Here is a 15,345-nt window from a genome sequence, read left to right on the forward strand (position 1 = left end):
CGAGGGGCCCTAGCGCCCCATCATTTCCTTGACCATGCGCTGTTGCTCCATCACCTCACGCTGGCGCTGGTCGATCTGCGCGGCCAACGGGAAGTTGCTGCCGGCGCGGCGCTTGGCGTAATCCAACTGCTGCACCGCCTGGTCGAAATCGCCCACCAGGGTGAAATACTCGGCGCGGGCGCGGTGCAGGCCGATGGTATTGCCGGACAACCCGCGTACCTCGGCCACCTGATACCACACGTCCGGGTCGTCCGGGCGGCTCTTCACCAGGTCATCAAGCACCTTTTCCGCCTCGGCCGGCTTGCTCTGCTTGACCAGAAGGTCTGCCCGCACCTGCTTGAGCGGGTAACTACCGGGGTACAACTGCTGCATGCGCGTGGCGCGTTGCTGGGCGTCAGCCAGGCGGTTGTTGGTGATATCCAGGTCAATCTGCGCCAGGTTATAGGTGATGTCGTTGGGCGCCTTGGCCAGCAGCGGCTTGAGGCTCTCACGCGCTTCGTTGAGCTGGCCGCCCTTGATCTGCGCCAGTGCAAGGCCGTAACGGGCTGCGTCCAGATTGGGGTTTTCGTCCAGCTGGGCGCGGAAACGCTTGGCGGCAAGGCCCGGGGTGCCCTCATAGGTGAGCGCCACGCGAGCACGGATGAGCTGGTAGCGCAGGCTGTCCTCGATGCCGCCCTTGGGCGCCTGTTCGGCGCGGTTGCGGGTGTCGGCAACGCGTGATTCGCTGACCGGGTGAGTCAGCAAAAACTCCGGCGGCTTGGCATCGTAGCGGTACTGGCGGGCCAGTCGTTCGAACATGCTCGGCATGTTGCGCGGGTCATAGCCGGCCTTTTCCAGGTTCTGGATGCCGATGCGGTCGGCTTCCTGTTCGTTCTGCCTGGAAAAACGCCGCTGCTCCTGGATGGCCGCCGCCTGGGTGCCGGCAATCACGCCGATACCGGCATCGCCACCACCACCTGCCGCCAGCACGATACCGGCCAGCAGGGCCGCCATCATCGGCAGTTGCATGCGCTGCTGCGCCTCGACACCACGGGCGAAGTGGCGTTGCGAAAGGTGCGCCAGTTCGTGGGCCAGCACCGAGGCATACTCGCCTTCGGTCTGGGCGTTGAGGAACAGGCCGCCGTTGACCCCGATGATGCCGCCGGGCGCCGCGAAGGCGTTGAGCTCTTTGCTGTCGATCAGGATGAATTCGAGGCGCCGGTCCTGCAGCTGGCTGGTCTCGGCCAGCTTGTACACGCTGGTCTCGACGAAGTCCTTGAGCTGCGGGTCGTCGAGCTGGTTGACCTGGCCACGCAGCAGGCTCAGCCAGGCGCGGCCGAGCTGATGTTCCTGTTGCGGTGAAACGATCGCGGAGCTGGCATCGCCCAGTGACGGCAGGTCGTCGGCGTGGCCGGGCATGGCCATCAGGCAGGCCAGCGCGAGCAGGGTAGGGCGCAGTAGATTCATGCACAGGCTCGTGTTGGTGAAAAGGCTTACTGTAGCCGGGTCGCGCGATGCCGACCAGTGGCGGTATCCTAGCCCACTCTTTGTACCCGCCCTGGAGCTGCGCCCGATGAGTGACACCCCCAACTGTGACGCCGAGCTCGATACCAGCGGTCTCAATTGTCCGCTGCCGCTGCTCAAGGCCAAGATGGCGCTCAACCCTATGGCCAGCGGTGCGGTGCTCAAGGTAGTCGCCACCGATGCAGGTTCGCAACGCGATTTGCGCACCTTTGCGCAACTGGCGGGTCATACGCTGCTGCATGAAACCGCCGAAGCCGGTGTTTACACCTACTGGCTGCGCAAGGCCTGATTTCTTTTACCTAGGATCGTCAATGTTCAAAGTGCTACGCGACTGGATACAGCGCTACTTCTCCGATGAAGAAGCCGTGGTGCTGGCGGTCCTGCTGTTTCTGGCCTTTACCGTGGTGCTCACCCTCGGCGGCATGCTGGCGCCGGTGCTGGCGGGCATGGTGCTGGCGTTCCTGATGCAAGGGCTGGTCAACGCTCTGGAGCGCTTCAAGGTGCCGACCCGCGCGGCGGTGTGGCTGGTGTTCGCGCTGTTCATGGGGGCGCTGGGGGTGTTTCTGCTGGTGCTGGTGCCGCTGCTCTGGCACCAGCTTATTACCCTGTTCAACGAGTTGCCGGGCATGCTCGGCAAGTGGCAGTCGTTGTTGCTGCTGTTGCCTGAGCGCTACCCGCATCTGGTCTCGGACGAGCAGGTGTTGCGCGCCATCGAGTCGGTGCGCGGCGAAATCGGCAAGTTCGGCCAGTGGGCGCTGACATTCTCGCTGTCGAGCCTGCCGCTGCTGGTCAACGCCATGATCTACCTGGTGCTGGTGCCGATCCTGGTGTTCTTCTTCCTCAAGGACCGCGAACTGATCGGGCGCTGGGTCAGCGGCTACCTGCCACGCGAGCGCAACCTGCTCAACCGGGTGGGTAACGAGATGAATCGGCAGATCGCCAATTACATCCGCGGCAAGGGCATCGAGATTCTGATCTGCGGTATCGCGACCTACATCGCCTTCATCAGCCTGGGCCTCAACTACGCCGCCTTGCTGGCGCTGCTGGTGGGGCTGTCGGTGGTGGTGCCGTATGTCGGGGCTGTGGTGGTGACGGTGCCGGTGACGCTGATCGCGCTGTTTCAGTGGGGCTGGGGCGACCAGTTCATCTATTTCATGGCGGTGTACGCGATCATTCAGGCGCTGGACGGCAACGTACTGGTGCCGCTGCTGTTCTCGGAGGCGGTGAGCCTGCACCCGGTGGCGATCATCTGTGCGGTGCTGCTGTTTGGCGGGCTGTGGGGGTTCTGGGGGATTTTCTTTGCCATCCCGCTGGCGACGCTGTTCAAGGCCGTGCTCGATGCCTGGCCCAAGCATGAGCGCGAAAGCAGCGTTGCGCCGCTGCTTTAGTGCTTTTGATTGGGTAGAAGCGCCGCGTCGGTGATGTGCAGTCCTGCACCGTCCTCATCGCAGGCTCACACGCAGGCCGTACTCAACCGCAACATTGCTGGTTGTACCCAATCCTGAGGGAAACGATAGATAGTTGTGGCGAGCGGGCTTGTCCCGCGTTGGGCTGCGCAGCAGCCCCTTGGGTGTTCAGGGCTGCTGCGCAGCCCAGCGCGGGGCAAGCCCGCTCGCCACAAGGAGATATGTCTGGCGAAAACAGGGTTGTACAAAGCCATAGAATCTCCTTCAGAGACTGCTCAGCCTTTGTTCAGCGCCTGGGCCGCGGCCAGCACCGCTTCCACATGCCCCGGTACCTTCACGCCGCGCCATTCCTGGCGCAGCACGCCGTTGGCGTCGATCAGGAAGGTGCTGCGGTCAACGCCCATGTATTCCTTGCCATACAGCTTTTTGAGCTTGATCACGTCGAACAGCTGGCACAGGGCTTCGTCCTTGTCGCTGATCAGCTCGAACGGGAAGGCCTGCTTGGCCTTGAAGTTCTCGTGCGACTTGATGCCATCACGCGAAACCCCGAATACCACGGTGTTAGCCGCCTGGAACGCCGCGTACTGGTCGCGGAAACCCTGGCCTTCGGTGGTGCAGCCGGGGGTGCTGTCTTTCGGGTAGAAATACAACACCACTTGCTGGCCCTTGAGTTCAGCCAGGCTGACGGCCTGGCCGCTGGTGGCCTGGGCATTGAAATCGGCGACCGGTTGGTCGATAGCTACGGCCATGGGAGCTTCCTTAGACAGGGTTCTGTGGGCGCCACGGTTCGATCAGCGCGTCCAGGTTCAGGGCATCGGCAAAGTCCAGGAACTGGTCGCGCAACCAGCTGATCTGCGTGCCAGCCGGCAGGATCACAGTGAACTGGGCATTGAGCATGCTGCTGCCGGTTTGCGGCGCCAGGTAGGTGTCGCAGGTCATGGCGTCCAGCTCGACGTGGTGGTCGAGGAAGAACTGGCAGAGCTCGTTGACGATGTCCGGGCGATAGGCGGCGCTGACATAAGCGACGTACGGTAGTGCCTGCGGGCGTACTTCCTGCTCGGCGCTACGCACCACATCAAGGGTCAGGCCGTGTTTCTTGGCCAGGCCCGGCAGGGTGGTTTCGAGGCGTGCCAGGGCATCCCAGCTACCGCCGACTTGCAGCACCAGGGCGCTGGTTTCGCCGTGGCGGGTCAGGCGCGAGGACACTACCGCGCAGCGGTTTTCGAACGCTGCGCGGCTCAGCACATTGGCCAGCTCCATGGGGTTGGGCCCCAAGGCGCTGATGACGAGGAATTGTTCGCGGACGGTGGCGGTGGACATGCAGCATTCCTAAAGCGATGAGCGGTCGGCGCAGGACGTGGTGGGCGGCCTTGCAGGCAGGGCAGCGGGCACTGTCGACGGCCCGGCGGGCCGCGTTGCACCGATCAAAGGATCAAGGGTAGCGAAAAGCAGCGCGAAGGGGAATGCTCCGCCCGCCTGCTTCGCTTGTGCAAGGCCGATGGCGCCAGTACCATTACCGCTCTCTTTTTCCGGCAGGAGCAGTTACATGATTGCGGGCAGTATGGTGGCGTTGGTCACACCCATGGATGCACAAGGGCGTGTGGACTGGGGCAGCCTCGACAAACTTGTAGACTTCCACCTGAAAAACGGCACTCACGCCATCGTTGCGGTCGGCACCACGGGTGAGTCCGCTACCCTCGATGTCGAAGAGCACATTCTGGTCATCAAGCACGTGGTCGAGCGCGTCAAACGCAGCGACCACTCCGTGCCGGTGATCGCCGGTACCGGTGCCAACTCCACTGCCGAAGCGGTGCACCTGACGCAAAACGCCAAAAATGCCGGCGCCGACGCCTGCCTGCTGGTGGTGCCGTACTACAACAAGCCGACGCAAGAAGGCCTGTACCAGCACTTCAAGCTCATTGCCGAATCCGTCGACATCCCGCAGATCCTCTATAACGTGCCCGGCCGCACCTCCTGCGACATGCAGGCCGAAACCGTTATCCGCCTGTCGAGCGTGCCGAACATCATCGGCATCAAGGAAGCCACCGGCGACCTGGTGCGTGCCAAGGCCATCCTCGATGGCGTAGGCAGCGACTTCATCGTGCTGTCCGGCGACGATCCGACTGCCGTCGAGCTGATCCTGATGGGCGGCAAAGGCAATATCTCCGTGACTGCCAACGTCGCCCCGCGCGAAATGGCCGATCTGTGCGAGGCCGCCCTTGAGGGCAATGCCGAGAAGGCCCGCGCGATCAACGACAAACTCATGCCGCTTCACAAAGACCTGTTCTGCGAGGCCAACCCGATTCCGGTGAAGTGGGCACTCGTTGAAATGGGCCTGATGAAAAAAGGTATCCGCCTGCCGCTGACCTGGCTCAGTGAAGGCTGCCACGACAAAGTCCGTACTGCCTTGCGCCAGTCCGGCGTACTGGTTTAATCGAGGAAGTACACCGCATGAAGCGATTGGCTGGTCTTTCCACCCTTGCCCTGATCATCTCCAGCACCAGCGGTTGCGGCTGGCTATGGGGCGAGGACGGCTATTTCCGCGACCGCGGCAGCGACTACCTGGAAGCGCGCCCCACCGCTGCCATGCAGCTGCCCCCGGACGCCACCAACGTCAAGCGTCTCGACCCGTTGCTGCCGATTCCGCGCAACGTTGCCGACGACCGTGCCACCGGCGAGTTCGAAGTGCCACGCCCGCAGCCGCTTTCGGCCAGTGCCGATGTCAGCGACTTCACCCTGCAGCGCAGCGGCAGCAGCCGTTGGGTACTGGCCCAGCGTGCGCCGGCCGAAGTCTGGCCGGTGACTCACCAGTTCTTCGAAGACAACGGTTTCCGCATCGCTGAAGAGCGCCCGCAGACCGGCGAATTCACCACCACCTGGCAGCGTTTCGACGAGCTGTCGGCGTCGCTCGGCCAGCGTCTGGCCAGTGTCTCCAGCAGCCAGGACAGCGAAGTGCGGGTACGTGTACGCATGGAGCCCGGCGTGCAGCGCAACACCTCCGAGGTGTACGTGGTCACCGTCGAGCGCCCGGCAGGCAGCACGGCCCAGCCTGATTTCCCGTCCAACTCCACCAATGCCGGCGCCGACGCGTTGCTGGTCGACGAAATGCTCGCCAGCATGAACCGCAATGCCGAAAAGGGCGGTTCGGTGTCGTTGCTCGCCGCGCGTGATTTCGATGCCCCGAGCCAGGTCAGCCTGAGCGAAGACGGCAGCGGCAACCCGGTGCTCAACCTGGGCTCCGACCTCGACCGCGCCTGGTCCGGCGTTGGCCGTGCCCTGGAGCAAGGCGAGTGGCGCGTTGAAGACATCAACCGCAGCCTGGGCCTGTACTACATCAACCTGTCCGAAAAGCCTGACGACAAGCAGAAAGAGCCTGGCTTCTTCAGTCGCCTGTTCGGCAGCGAGCCGAGCAAGGAAGAGCGTGAAGCCCGCGCCGAGCGTTACCAGGTGCGTCTGAGCAAGGTGGGCGAAAACGTCCAGGTGACCGTCGAGAAGAACATCAACACCGTGGCCCCGGCCGATGTCGCCCGCCGCGTGCTGAGCGCCATCCAGGACCGTCTGGGTTAAGTGCGCTTCGCAGTTCTTGGAAGCGGTAGCCAGGGAAACGGCACGCTGATCGCCAGTGGTGACACGTTCATCCTGGTCGATTGCGGTTTTTCGCTACGTGAAACCGAGCGGCGCCTGGCGCTGCTCGGTGTGTCGGCGGCACAACTGAGCGCGGTGCTGGTGACCCACGAACATGCCGATCATGTGCATGGGGTGGGCTTGCTGGCGCGGCGCTACAACGTACCGGTGTACATGAGCCAAGGCACCCAGCGCGGCTTGCGCAAGCCGGTCGAGGTGGCGGGTTTTCTTGGCTGCGGCGACCTGCTGCACATTGGCGCGCTGCAAGTCAGTGCCGCCAGGGTCGAGCATGATGCCTACGAGCCGTTGCAATACGTGATCAGTGATGGTCGTCGGCGTTTTGGCATGCTCACCGACCTGGGCAGCTATGATTCACTGCTGCTGGAGCGCTACCAAGGGCTCGATGCGTTGCTGATCGAGGCCAACCACTGCCGCGACCTGCTTGCCCGCGGGCACTACCCACGCTTTCTCAAGCTGCGAGTGGGTGGTAGCCAAGGCCATTTGAACAACCACCAGGCCGCGAGCCTGGTGGCCGAGCTGGGCTGGAACAACCTGCAGCACCTGGTGCTGGCCCACCTCAGCAGCAAGAACAACCTGCCACAACTGGCGCTGCAGTGCTTCGTCGACACCCTCGGGTGCGACCCAGCCTGGCTCCAGGTGGCCAATCAGGACCATGGGCTCGACTGGCGCCACATCGCCTAGCCCACCAACTCAGCAAGCGGAGCCCATCATGGAAAAACGCGAAGAACTTTACCGCGGCAAGGCCAAATCGGTTTACAAGACTGACGACGCCGACCGCCTGATCCTGCTGTTCCGCAACGACACCTCGGCGTTCGACGGCAAGCGCATCGAACAGCTCGACCGCAAAGGCATGGTGAACAACAAGTTCAACGCCTTCATCATGCAGAAACTCGAAGAAGCGGGCGTTCCGACCCAGTTCGACAAGTTGCTGGGCGACAACGAGTGCCTGGTCAAGAAGCTCGACATGATCCCGGTCGAGTGCGTGGTGCGTAACTATGCTGCCGGCAGCCTGGTCAAGCGCCTGGGCGTCGAAGAAGGCATCCAGCTGACCCCATCGACCTTCGAGCTGTTCCTGAAGAACGACGAGAAGGGCGACCCGTTCATCAACGAGTCCCACGTGGTTGCATTCGGCTGGGGTACCGCCGAGCAGCTGGTCGAGATGAAAAAGCTGTCGCTCAAGGTCAACGAAGTGCTGGCCAAGCTGTTCGATGACGCCGGCCTGCTGCTGGTCGACTTCAAGCTCGAGTTCGGCGTATTCCACGGCCAGATCGTGCTGGGCGACGAGTTCAGCCCAGATGGCTGCCGCCTGTGGGACAAGGAAACCCGCAAGAAGATGGACAAGGACCGCTTCCGCCAGGGCCTGGGTGATGTCATCGAAGCTTACGAAGAAGTCGCCAAGCGTCTGGGCGTGCCGCTGTAACTCGCACGTTCACGCAAGCGCCTGATACCACGCGGATTTTTTTCAAAAAAAGTTTGCCTGAAACGAAAACGCTGGTATGATGCGCGCCACTGGAGAGATGCCGGAGTGGTCGAACGGGACGGATTCGAAATCCGTTGTACTGGCAACAGTACCTAGGGTTCAAATCCCTATCTCTCCGCCATATAAGTGAAAGCCCCTGAAGGCACTGCCTTCAGGGGCTTTTGCGTTGTGCGTTATTTAGTTTTGCTCACTTGGCTCAACGTGCAAAAGGCTGTAACTGACAGCGTAGTAGTTGCTGAATCGGTTGATGTCCAAGTTCGGGCTGCGCACGACCAGGAAGCTATTGCGCAGGCTGTCTTCGATCAATAGCGCCCTTGTGGCATCGACTGTTGTTAGGGCAGCTTTTCCCGTATTATCCCCGCGCCATCAGTGTGGTGGCGGATCAAGGACTTAAAGGACTTTTATGAAAAAGCTGATCAAAGCTACCGTAGCTATCGCTGTTGTTTCGGGCGTTGCCCTGCTGTCCGGCTGCACCGGCCAAGTCTACAACCAGCCTAAGAACTGCTCGTACGACTACCTGTTCCACCCAGCAGTTTCCATCTCCAAAATCATCGGCGGCTGCGGCCCGATCGACAAACTGCCTCAGCAGCAGTAATTTTGGAAATGCCCCGATCAGGCCACTAATGGCGTGATCCAAGACCCCCGACCATGGATATGGCCGGGGGTTTTTGTTATTGGGGTCAAGCGGGTTTACCAGCGCAGCGACACGGTACCCAGCAGCGTGCGCTCTTCGCCCCAGTAGCAACGCCCGGCGTTGTTGCAGCCGGCCACGTATTCCTGGTTGAACAGGTTGCGCGCGTTGACTTCAACCGACCAGTTTTCGTCGATGGTGTAGCCAACCTTGGCGTCCACCAAGGTGACATCACCGGTATCGAGCTTGCCGTACAGGGTTGCTGGTGTGTAGGCAAAGGTGCTGTCGAAGTGGCGCACGCCTGCGCCGAGCTGCAGCCCTTTAAGGAAGCCGTCACGCCAGCGGTAGGTGCTCCACACCGAGGCCTGGTTGCGCGGTACGCCGGTCATTTGATGGCCTTCGTACAGCGAGCCTGCTACGTCCTTGGTGATGCGCGAGTCGGTATAGGTGTAGGCCGCCGTGACGTTGAGGTTTTCGTTCAGGTCGCTGTTGAGTTCAAGCTCCACACCCTTGGAGCGGCTGGCGCCGACCTGGCGGTAGTCGCCCACTGAGCTGTCGAAAAGCACATCGTCTTTTTTGCGCAGGTCGTACACCGAGGCGGTGAAGGCGGTGTTCCAGCCTTTGGGCTCATACTTGAGGCCTACTTCGTACTGCTCGCTGGTGGTCGGGTCGAGCGCGCCACCCTTGCTCTCGGTCTGCTGGGTTGGGGCGAAGGCGGTGGAGTAGCTGACGTACGGCGTCAGGCCGTTTTCGAACTGGTACATCACCCCAGTCTGCCAGGTGAAGTCGCTGTCCCAGTTATCCATGTCGGCTCTCGTGCCGGCCTTGTTGGTGAACTGACTGTTGACCCGGTCCAGGCGCCCGCCCAACAGCAGCACCCATTGGTCGACCTTGGTTTGCCACTGGCCGTACAGGCCATACATGGTCTGGTCCAGCACCGCGTCCTGTACGTGCACGGTCATGCTGGGCACGACATTCCACACCGGGTTGAAGACGTTGCTGGTGCCGCCGCTGCCGGCGTACCAATCCTGGCTGAACGAGGTGCGGTCCAGGCTTGCGCCCATCAGCACGGTGTGTTCGGCCGACCCGCTTTCAAAGTGGCCTTCAAACTGGTTGTCCAGCGAATAGGCGCTGGATTTGTTGAAGCGGTCGTAGGCGGTGTTGAAGACCGTGGTGCCAAAACCGCCGTTATTCAGGCTGCCAGGCCACATTTCCTGGCGGTCGATGCGCGATTGCAGGTAGCGCGAGTTCTGTCGGAACTGCCAGGTGTCGTTGAAGCGGTGGCTGAACTCGTAGCCCAGGCTCCAGGTTTCGCGCTCGAAGTTGTCCCAGTCAGGGTTGCCCGACAGTTGGTCCTTGTCGATCTTGCCATTGGGGTTGTTCAGCAGCGTGCCGGCGGCGGGGTGGCCGAGTTCCATCAAGGTGCGGTCGCGCTGGTAGGTGGCCAGCAGCGTCAGGCTGTTGAAGTCGTCGAAGTCCAGGGTCAGCGACGGCGCTATGTAAAGGCGGTCGTCGGGCTGATGGTCGACTTGCGTGTCGGCGTTGCGGCCCATCATCACTACGCGCCCGAGAATATTGCCTTCATCGGTCAGTGGCCCAGAGACGTCCACGCCCAACTGGCGGCGGTTGTGCGAGCCGTAGCTGAGCTGCACCTCGCCGCGCGCTTCGGCGGTGGGGCGCTTGCTGACCAGGTTGACCACGCCACCTGGGGCGTTTTCGCCATACAGAATAGAGGTGGGGCCACGAAACACTTCCACCCGCTCAAGGCCGTAGGGCTCGCTGCTGGTGTCGTAGCGGTTGCCCTGCACGCGCAGGCCGTCGCGCAGCAGGCCATAGCCGTAGTCGGTGGCATTGAAACCGCGAATGAAGAACAAGTCGCCAGCCTGGCCGTCACCGCCGGCAAAGGGCGGCGAGAAGATGCCCGGTACATAGCCGAGCACCTCGGTGAGGGTCTGCGATTGCTGGTCGTCCATGCGCTGGCGGGTTACCACCGATACCGAGCGTGGCGTTTCGGCCAAGGCGGCGCCGGTTTTGCTCGCGGTATTGCTGGTTACGGCGCGGTAGCCGCTGTCGCTCTGGCCGTTGGCAGTCAGCAGCCCGGCGTTGATCGCGGTGGCGTCCAGTTGCAGCACGCCGTCTTGCGGGGCGGGTTGCAGCACATAGCCGGCGCTGCCCTGGGGCACGGCCTGCAAACCGCTGCCTTGCAGCAATAGTGCCAGGCCCTGGGCCACGCTGTAGCGGCCCTGCAAGCCCCGGCTGGTCTTGCCGGCAGCCAGTTCGTTGCTGCCAGCCAGGTAAATGCCGGCCTGGCCGCTGAACTGGTTGAGGGCGGCGGCCAGCGAGCCGGGGGCGATGTCGAAAGTCTGCTCTGCCGGGGTAGCCTGCGCAGCCTGCACAGTGGCTGCCGGCAGCAGTAGAGGGGCGGCGGCGCAAAGGGTGAGCGGCGCGGCGAGCGCCAGACGAAGCGCGGGGTGCAAAGGCGTCGGCATGCGGGTCCCTGAAGTCGGTACGGTAGGTTGAAGGGGGTTGCCAGGGGTAAACCGGACGAGACCGAGAAAAGGGAACTGCGCGTGCAACTTTATTTTTGCACCCCGGTAATCCTTACCTGGCCGCCCACTTCAAGCCGGCTCCACACTCACCCACCATGGCGTCAGCCGTTGTACCCGCACCGGCAATGCCGCCTGTAGCAGCGCCAATGCGCGGTCGGTGTCATCCAGCGGGAACGCGCCCATCACCGACAGCTGCGCCACCGACGGGTGCCAGCCCAGATGCCCGTGGCGGTAACGGCCCAGAGTGTGCAGCAGTTGCGCCAGGGGCATGTCCTCGGCGTTCAGGCGATGGTCGACCCACGATTGCCCGGCACTTTGCGCAGGCCCGCTGGCAGCGATGGCCTGGGCGTTGAACTCGACCCGCTGGCCGGCCTGCACGATGCGCCGCTCGCCGCCAAGGGCCGTGCACACTTCGACTGCGCCGGCGTACACGTTCAGCCGCGTAAGATCGCCCTGCTGGCACACCGCGAAGCGCGTACCCAGGGCCTGCATACGCCCTTGGGCGGTGTCGACGAAGAAGGGGCGGCGGGGGTCATGGGCGGTGTCCACCAGCATTTCGCCGAAGCGCAGGTGCAGTACCCGTGCCTGTGCGGTGAAGTCCAGGTCGATGGCGCTTTGCGCGCCCAGCCACAATTGGCTGCCATCAGCCAGGCGAGTGTGCCGGCTTTCGCCGATGCCGGTCGAAAGGTCTGCCGTCCACCCGGTCAAGGGCGCGCCGCGCCAGGCTTGCCAGCCGAGCATCGAGCTGGCGCCGAGCACCAGCAAGGTCTTCAGCCCGGCACGTCGGCTGAAACGCTGCGGCTGGTGCAGCACGCGGCCAGCGGCGCCGCCATCTTCGAGCAGTGGGGCGAAACGCTGGCCCACCCGTTGCACGTAATGCCAGGCCGCCTGGTGGTCGCCGTGCTGGTCAAGCCAGAGCTGCCATTGCTGCTGCAGGTGCGCAGGCACCGGTTCTTCCTGCAGTTGCACGTACCAGTGCGCGGCCTGCTGCAGGCTTTGGTGGCTGAGTTTGGGGGCGGGCAGGCTCATGGGTTATTCCACCAGCACGCCGTCGAGTTCGGCTTCGAGGATGGCGCAATGCAGCAACGCCTGGGCCAGGTACTTTTTGATCATGCGTTCGCTCACGCCAATGTGCGCCGCGATGTCGCGGTAGGCCATGCCATCGAGCTGGGCCAGTAGAAACGCCTGGCGCACCTTGCTCGGCAGGCGCAACAGCATGGCGTCGATCTCGTGCAGGGTTTCGACGATGATCGCGTGCTGTTCGGGGGAGGGCTGTACGGCTTCGGGCTGCAGCGCCAGTTGTTCCAGCCAGGCGCGCTCAAGGCGCTGGCGCCGCCAGGTGTCGATGCACAGGCCGCGGGCGATGGTTGCCAGGTAGGAGCGCTCGCCATTGGCGCCGTCGAAGCTGCGCGGGCGCTGGATAATGCGCACGAAAGTGTCCTGCACCAGGTCAGCCGCTTCGCAGCGGCAGCCCAGGCGTCGGTACAGAAAACCCAGCAGCCAGCGCGAATGGCTGCAATACAAGGTCTGGATCGAGGCATTCACTTCAGGTGTCGAAACCACGGCGGCATCCGGCGCAAGCGCTGACTTTTTGCGAATGAGAAATGCTCGCAATGGTAGTGCTGGCGGATGAATACTGCAATCGGCACCGACAAACTGTCGTGGTTGCCGGGTGGCCAGAACGTGCTGCTATTAAAAGGCGATTCGCAACACCTCGCGTTCTTGCTGAAGAACAGTGGGTGCAGTCCACGGTGCGTGCTGAACTGCGCCCGCAGCTTCAGCCTTGTGGGTGAACAAAATGATCAATGAAATTCTTGCCCCAGTAGTTGTTGGGTTGCAGCTCCAGCTCCCACCGGCTGGGGGGTTCGTCGTCATAATGCTGTGCCATGACGAACCACTCGTTGAACCCTGCGATACCTACCCAAGCGACCAGCCAGCCATTAGGCTTGCCGTTATTCTGATTGGGCTCCGGTATATCCGCTGAAAGCATCACAACCAGTGGTTGGCCGCTATTTTTCAGATCATCCAGGTTCCTGTACTCGCGGTGAACGACACCGAGGAGCTTGTGGGCCAGTTTGATTTCAAGGGTGTTGCCAGGCGGTAGTGCCGATGGGTCAGCGCAGCTGATCACCATTTCCATGTCGTGCATAGGCATATTGGTAACTCCTTTGGTCAGGGAGTTTGAGCATAAAGTGGCTGCGGCAATGGCCGTCGGTAGTTATCTACCACCTCCTTCCCGGTCTGTTGGCTCGCTCCTGAGACAACCTGCCGCGTTGCCTGTCGGGGCGGAATTTGTTTGTGCTGGCAATTCGGTTACAATCCGCCGCGAAACGTTTCAGCCATCAGTCAATTCGACAAAAGGCTGTGGCGTTTTCTGGTTCTCTGGCTGCCGAACAATGACCACAACAAGCCTGCGCTGAAGAACATGGAAATACCGGGCTAGCCACAGGCCCATCCTCCGTTCTACACACTGGATACGATCAATGTTCAAGAAAGCTGGCAAAACCTTGCTGGGCATGGCTGTTGCGGCGAGCTTCATGCACGCCCACGCCGAAGAGACCAAAAAAGTAGACGTGCTGCTGGTCGGTGGCGGCATCATGAGTTCCACCCTGGCTGTCTGGCTGCATGAGCTGGAGCCAAGCTGGTCGATGGAGATGGTCGAGCGCCTCGACGGCGTCGCCGAAGAAAGCTCCAACGGCTGGAACAACGCAGGTACCGGCCACTCCGCGCTGGCCGAGCTGAACTACACCCCGATGGACAAAGACGGCAACGTCAACATCTCCAAGGCCATCGAGATCAACGAGTCGTTCCAGATTTCGCGCCAGTTCTGGGCCTGGCAGGTTCGCCAGGGCGTGCTGAAGAACCCGCACTCGTTCATCAATACCACCCCGCACATGAGCTTCGTCTGGGGCGATGACAACATCAGCTTCCTGAAGAAGCGTTACGACGCGCTGCAAGCCAGCCCGCTGTTCCGCCCGATGCAGTTCTCCGAGGACCACGCGCAGATCGCCAAGTGGGTCCCGTTGATGATGGAAGGCCGCGACCCGAACCAGAAGCTGGCTGTGACCTGGACGCCAATCGGCACCGACGTCAACTTCGGTGAGATCACCCGCCAGTTCGTCGGCCACCTGAAGACCCAGAAGAACTTCGACCTGAAGCTGTCCAGCGAAGTGCAGGACATCACCCGCAACGAAGACGGCTCCTGGCACGTCGAGTACAAGAACCTGAAAGATGGCACCGAGTCTGCCACCGACGCCAAGTTCCTGTTCATCGGTGCCGGCGGCGGCGCGCTGAAACTGCTGCAAAAATCCGGTATCCCTGAAGCCAAGGAATACGCAGGCTTCCCGGTTGGCGGCTCGTTCCTGGTGACCGAGAACCCGACTGTTGCCATGCAGCACATGGCCAAGGCCTACGGCATTGCCTCCACTGGCGCGCCACCCATGTCGGTACCGCACCTGGACACCCGCGTGCTGGACGGCAAGCGCGTGATTCTGTTTGGCCCATTCGCCACCTTCTCGACCAAGTTCCTGAAGAACGGCTCGTACCTGGACCTGCTGAGCAGCACCACGATGCACAACGTATGGCCTATGACCAAGGTCGGCGTCGAGCAGTACCCGCTGGTGGAATACCTCGCTGGCCAGCTGATGCTGTCGGATGACGACCGCTTCGAAGCCCTGCGCACCTACTTCCCGAACGCCAAGAAAGAAGACTGGCGCCTGTGGCAGGCCGGTCAGCGCGTGCAGATCATCAAGCGTGACGAAGAGAAGGGCGGCGTGCTGAAACTGGGCACCGAAGTGGTTGCGTCCCAGGACCGTACCATTGCTGGCCTGCTGGGTGCCTCGCCAGGCGCCTCGACCGCAGCCCCGATCATGCTCAACGTGCTTGAGACTGTGTTCAAGGAAAAGGTTGCTACCCCAGAGTGGCAAGCCAAGATCAAAGAGATCGTGCCGAGCTATGGCACCAAGCTCAATGATTCGGCAGCCGCTACGCAGAAAGAGTGGAACTACACCGCTGAAGTGCTGCAGCTGGAGAAACCGCCGGTCATCGACCAGAGCGTCGGCACCAGCGTTGCGCCAAGCGCACCTGTCGAAAGCAAGCCTGCCAACGACATGGCGCTGTAAGCCAGACCGC

15 protein-coding genes and 1 tRNA gene are annotated in these 15,345 nt (G+C 62.2%); 9 read left to right on the top strand and 7 right to left on the bottom strand.

What is annotated here, in order from left to right:
* Positions 1–9: 9 nt before the first annotated feature.
* Complete coding sequence (locus tag HU719_RS02950; protein ID WP_186521139.1) at positions 10–1,446, bottom strand: M48 family metalloprotease; 1,437 nt, start codon at positions 1,444–1,446, stop codon at positions 10–12.
* Between the two features lie 106 nt (positions 1,447–1,552).
* Between HU719_RS02950 and HU719_RS02955 the strand changes: the two genes are divergently transcribed.
* Together HU719_RS02955 and HU719_RS02960 are read left to right on the top strand one after the other, a co-directional pair.
* The gene (locus HU719_RS02955) at positions 1,553–1,792 is read left to right on the top strand and encodes a sulfurtransferase TusA family protein (RefSeq protein WP_186521140.1); all 240 of its coding nucleotides are present in this window, start codon (positions 1,553–1,555) and stop codon (positions 1,790–1,792) included.
* 22 nt (positions 1,793–1,814) lie between these two features.
* Complete coding sequence (locus HU719_RS02960) at positions 1,815–2,891, top strand: AI-2E family transporter (RefSeq protein WP_186521141.1); 1,077 nt, start codon at positions 1,815–1,817, stop codon at positions 2,889–2,891.
* A 293-nt stretch (positions 2,892–3,184) separates the two neighbouring features.
* On the opposite strand, the gene HU719_RS02965 is transcribed toward HU719_RS02960, so the two are convergent.
* Positions 3,185–3,658, bottom strand: coding sequence for a peroxiredoxin (locus tag HU719_RS02965; protein ID WP_186536025.1), 474 nt, complete (start codon positions 3,656–3,658; stop codon positions 3,185–3,187).
* A gap of 10 nt (positions 3,659–3,668) precedes the next feature.
* Positions 3,669–4,229, bottom strand: a complete 561-nt coding sequence (locus HU719_RS02970) for a glycine cleavage system transcriptional repressor (RefSeq protein ID WP_186521143.1) — start codon at positions 4,227–4,229, stop codon at positions 3,669–3,671.
* A gap of 226 nt (positions 4,230–4,455) precedes the next feature.
* Between HU719_RS02970 and dapA the strand changes: the two genes are divergently transcribed.
* The 6 genes from dapA to HU719_RS03000 all read left to right on the top strand — a co-directional run bounded on the left by dapA (position 4,456) and on the right by HU719_RS03000 (position 8,629).
* Positions 4,456–5,343, top strand: coding sequence for a 4-hydroxy-tetrahydrodipicolinate synthase (dapA, locus tag HU719_RS02975; RefSeq protein ID WP_186536022.1), 888 nt, complete (start codon positions 4,456–4,458; stop codon positions 5,341–5,343).
* A gap of 17 nt (positions 5,344–5,360) precedes the next feature.
* Positions 5,361–6,476 carry an NlpB/DapX family lipoprotein gene (gene bamC / locus HU719_RS02980; protein ID WP_186521145.1) on the top strand — a complete coding sequence of 372 codons (1,116 nt, stop codon included), beginning with the start codon at positions 5,361–5,363 and terminating at the stop codon, positions 6,474–6,476.
* Positions 6,477–7,235 (top strand): MBL fold metallo-hydrolase, encoded by a 759-nt coding sequence (locus HU719_RS02985; RefSeq protein ID WP_186521146.1) that lies wholly within the window; start codon positions 6,477–6,479, stop codon positions 7,233–7,235.
* 28 nt (positions 7,236–7,263) lie between these two features.
* The gene (gene purC / locus HU719_RS02990; protein ID WP_186536020.1) at positions 7,264–7,974 is read left to right on the top strand and encodes a phosphoribosylaminoimidazolesuccinocarboxamide synthase; all 711 of its coding nucleotides are present in this window, start codon (positions 7,264–7,266) and stop codon (positions 7,972–7,974) included.
* 91 nt (positions 7,975–8,065) lie between these two features.
* A tRNA-Ser gene (locus HU719_RS02995) sits at positions 8,066–8,155 on the top strand.
* A 282-nt stretch (positions 8,156–8,437) separates the two neighbouring features.
* A complete protein-coding gene (locus tag HU719_RS03000) occupies positions 8,438–8,629 on the top strand; it encodes a YhfL family protein (RefSeq protein ID WP_186521148.1) in 192 nt (63 codons plus the stop codon).
* A 95-nt stretch (positions 8,630–8,724) separates the two neighbouring features.
* Here the strand turns inward: HU719_RS03000 and HU719_RS03005 are convergent, their stop codons facing one another.
* The 4 genes from HU719_RS03005 to HU719_RS03020 all read right to left on the bottom strand — a co-directional run bounded on the left by HU719_RS03005 (position 8,725) and on the right by HU719_RS03020 (position 13,369).
* Positions 8,725–11,154 carry a TonB-dependent siderophore receptor gene (locus HU719_RS03005; protein ID WP_186521149.1) on the bottom strand — a complete coding sequence of 810 codons (2,430 nt, stop codon included), beginning with the start codon at positions 11,152–11,154 and terminating at the stop codon, positions 8,725–8,727.
* Between the two features lie 129 nt (positions 11,155–11,283).
* On the bottom strand, positions 11,284–12,243 hold the full coding sequence (locus HU719_RS03010) for a FecR domain-containing protein (protein ID WP_186536018.1): 960 nt from the start codon (positions 12,241–12,243) through the stop codon (positions 11,284–11,286).
* A 3-nt stretch (positions 12,244–12,246) separates the two neighbouring features.
* Positions 12,247–12,777, bottom strand: a complete 531-nt coding sequence (locus HU719_RS03015) for a sigma-70 family RNA polymerase sigma factor (RefSeq protein ID WP_186536017.1) — start codon at positions 12,775–12,777, stop codon at positions 12,247–12,249.
* A gap of 214 nt (positions 12,778–12,991) precedes the next feature.
* Positions 12,992–13,369, bottom strand: a complete 378-nt coding sequence (locus HU719_RS03020) for a hypothetical protein (RefSeq protein ID WP_186536015.1) — start codon at positions 13,367–13,369, stop codon at positions 12,992–12,994.
* Positions 13,370–13,697: 328 nt separating this feature from the next.
* Between HU719_RS03020 and mqo the strand changes: the two genes are divergently transcribed.
* Positions 13,698–15,335, top strand: a complete 1,638-nt coding sequence (mqo, locus tag HU719_RS03025) for a malate dehydrogenase (quinone) (RefSeq protein WP_186536013.1) — start codon at positions 13,698–13,700, stop codon at positions 15,333–15,335.
* Positions 15,336–15,345: the final 10 nt, after the last annotated feature.

It is taken from the genome of Pseudomonas farsensis, assembly GCF_014268805.2.
GTDB classification, from domain to species: Bacteria; Pseudomonadota; Gammaproteobacteria; order Pseudomonadales; family Pseudomonadaceae; genus Aquipseudomonas; species Aquipseudomonas farsensis.

What these genes read in the sequence shown, in the direction of transcription:
- HU719_RS02950 (WP_186521139.1), bottom strand. Translation starts at nt 1,446, where the DNA reads ATGAATCTACTGCGCCCTACCCTGCTCGCGCTGGCCTGCCTGATGGCC.
- HU719_RS02955 (WP_186521140.1), top strand. Translation starts at nt 1,553, where the DNA reads ATGAGTGACACCCCCAACTGTGACGCCGAGCTCGATACCAGCGGTCTC.
- HU719_RS02960 (WP_186521141.1), top strand. Translation starts at nt 1,815, where the DNA reads ATGTTCAAAGTGCTACGCGACTGGATACAGCGCTACTTCTCCGATGAA.
- HU719_RS02965 (WP_186536025.1), bottom strand. Translation starts at nt 3,658, where the DNA reads ATGGCCGTAGCTATCGACCAACCGGTCGCCGATTTCAATGCCCAGGCC.
- HU719_RS02970 (WP_186521143.1), bottom strand. Translation starts at nt 4,229, where the DNA reads ATGTCCACCGCCACCGTCCGCGAACAATTCCTCGTCATCAGCGCCTTG.
- dapA (WP_186536022.1), top strand. Translation starts at nt 4,456, where the DNA reads ATGATTGCGGGCAGTATGGTGGCGTTGGTCACACCCATGGATGCACAA.
- bamC (WP_186521145.1), top strand. Translation starts at nt 5,361, where the DNA reads ATGAAGCGATTGGCTGGTCTTTCCACCCTTGCCCTGATCATCTCCAGC.
- purC (WP_186536020.1), top strand. Translation starts at nt 7,264, where the DNA reads ATGGAAAAACGCGAAGAACTTTACCGCGGCAAGGCCAAATCGGTTTAC.
- HU719_RS03000 (WP_186521148.1), top strand. Translation starts at nt 8,438, where the DNA reads ATGAAAAAGCTGATCAAAGCTACCGTAGCTATCGCTGTTGTTTCGGGC.
- HU719_RS03005 (WP_186521149.1), bottom strand. Translation starts at nt 11,154, where the DNA reads ATGCCGACGCCTTTGCACCCCGCGCTTCGTCTGGCGCTCGCCGCGCCG.
- HU719_RS03010 (WP_186536018.1), bottom strand. Translation starts at nt 12,243, where the DNA reads ATGAGCCTGCCCGCCCCCAAACTCAGCCACCAAAGCCTGCAGCAGGCC.
- HU719_RS03020 (WP_186536015.1), bottom strand. Translation starts at nt 13,369, where the DNA reads ATGCCTATGCACGACATGGAAATGGTGATCAGCTGCGCTGACCCATCG.
- mqo (WP_186536013.1), top strand. Translation starts at nt 13,698, where the DNA reads ATGTTCAAGAAAGCTGGCAAAACCTTGCTGGGCATGGCTGTTGCGGCG.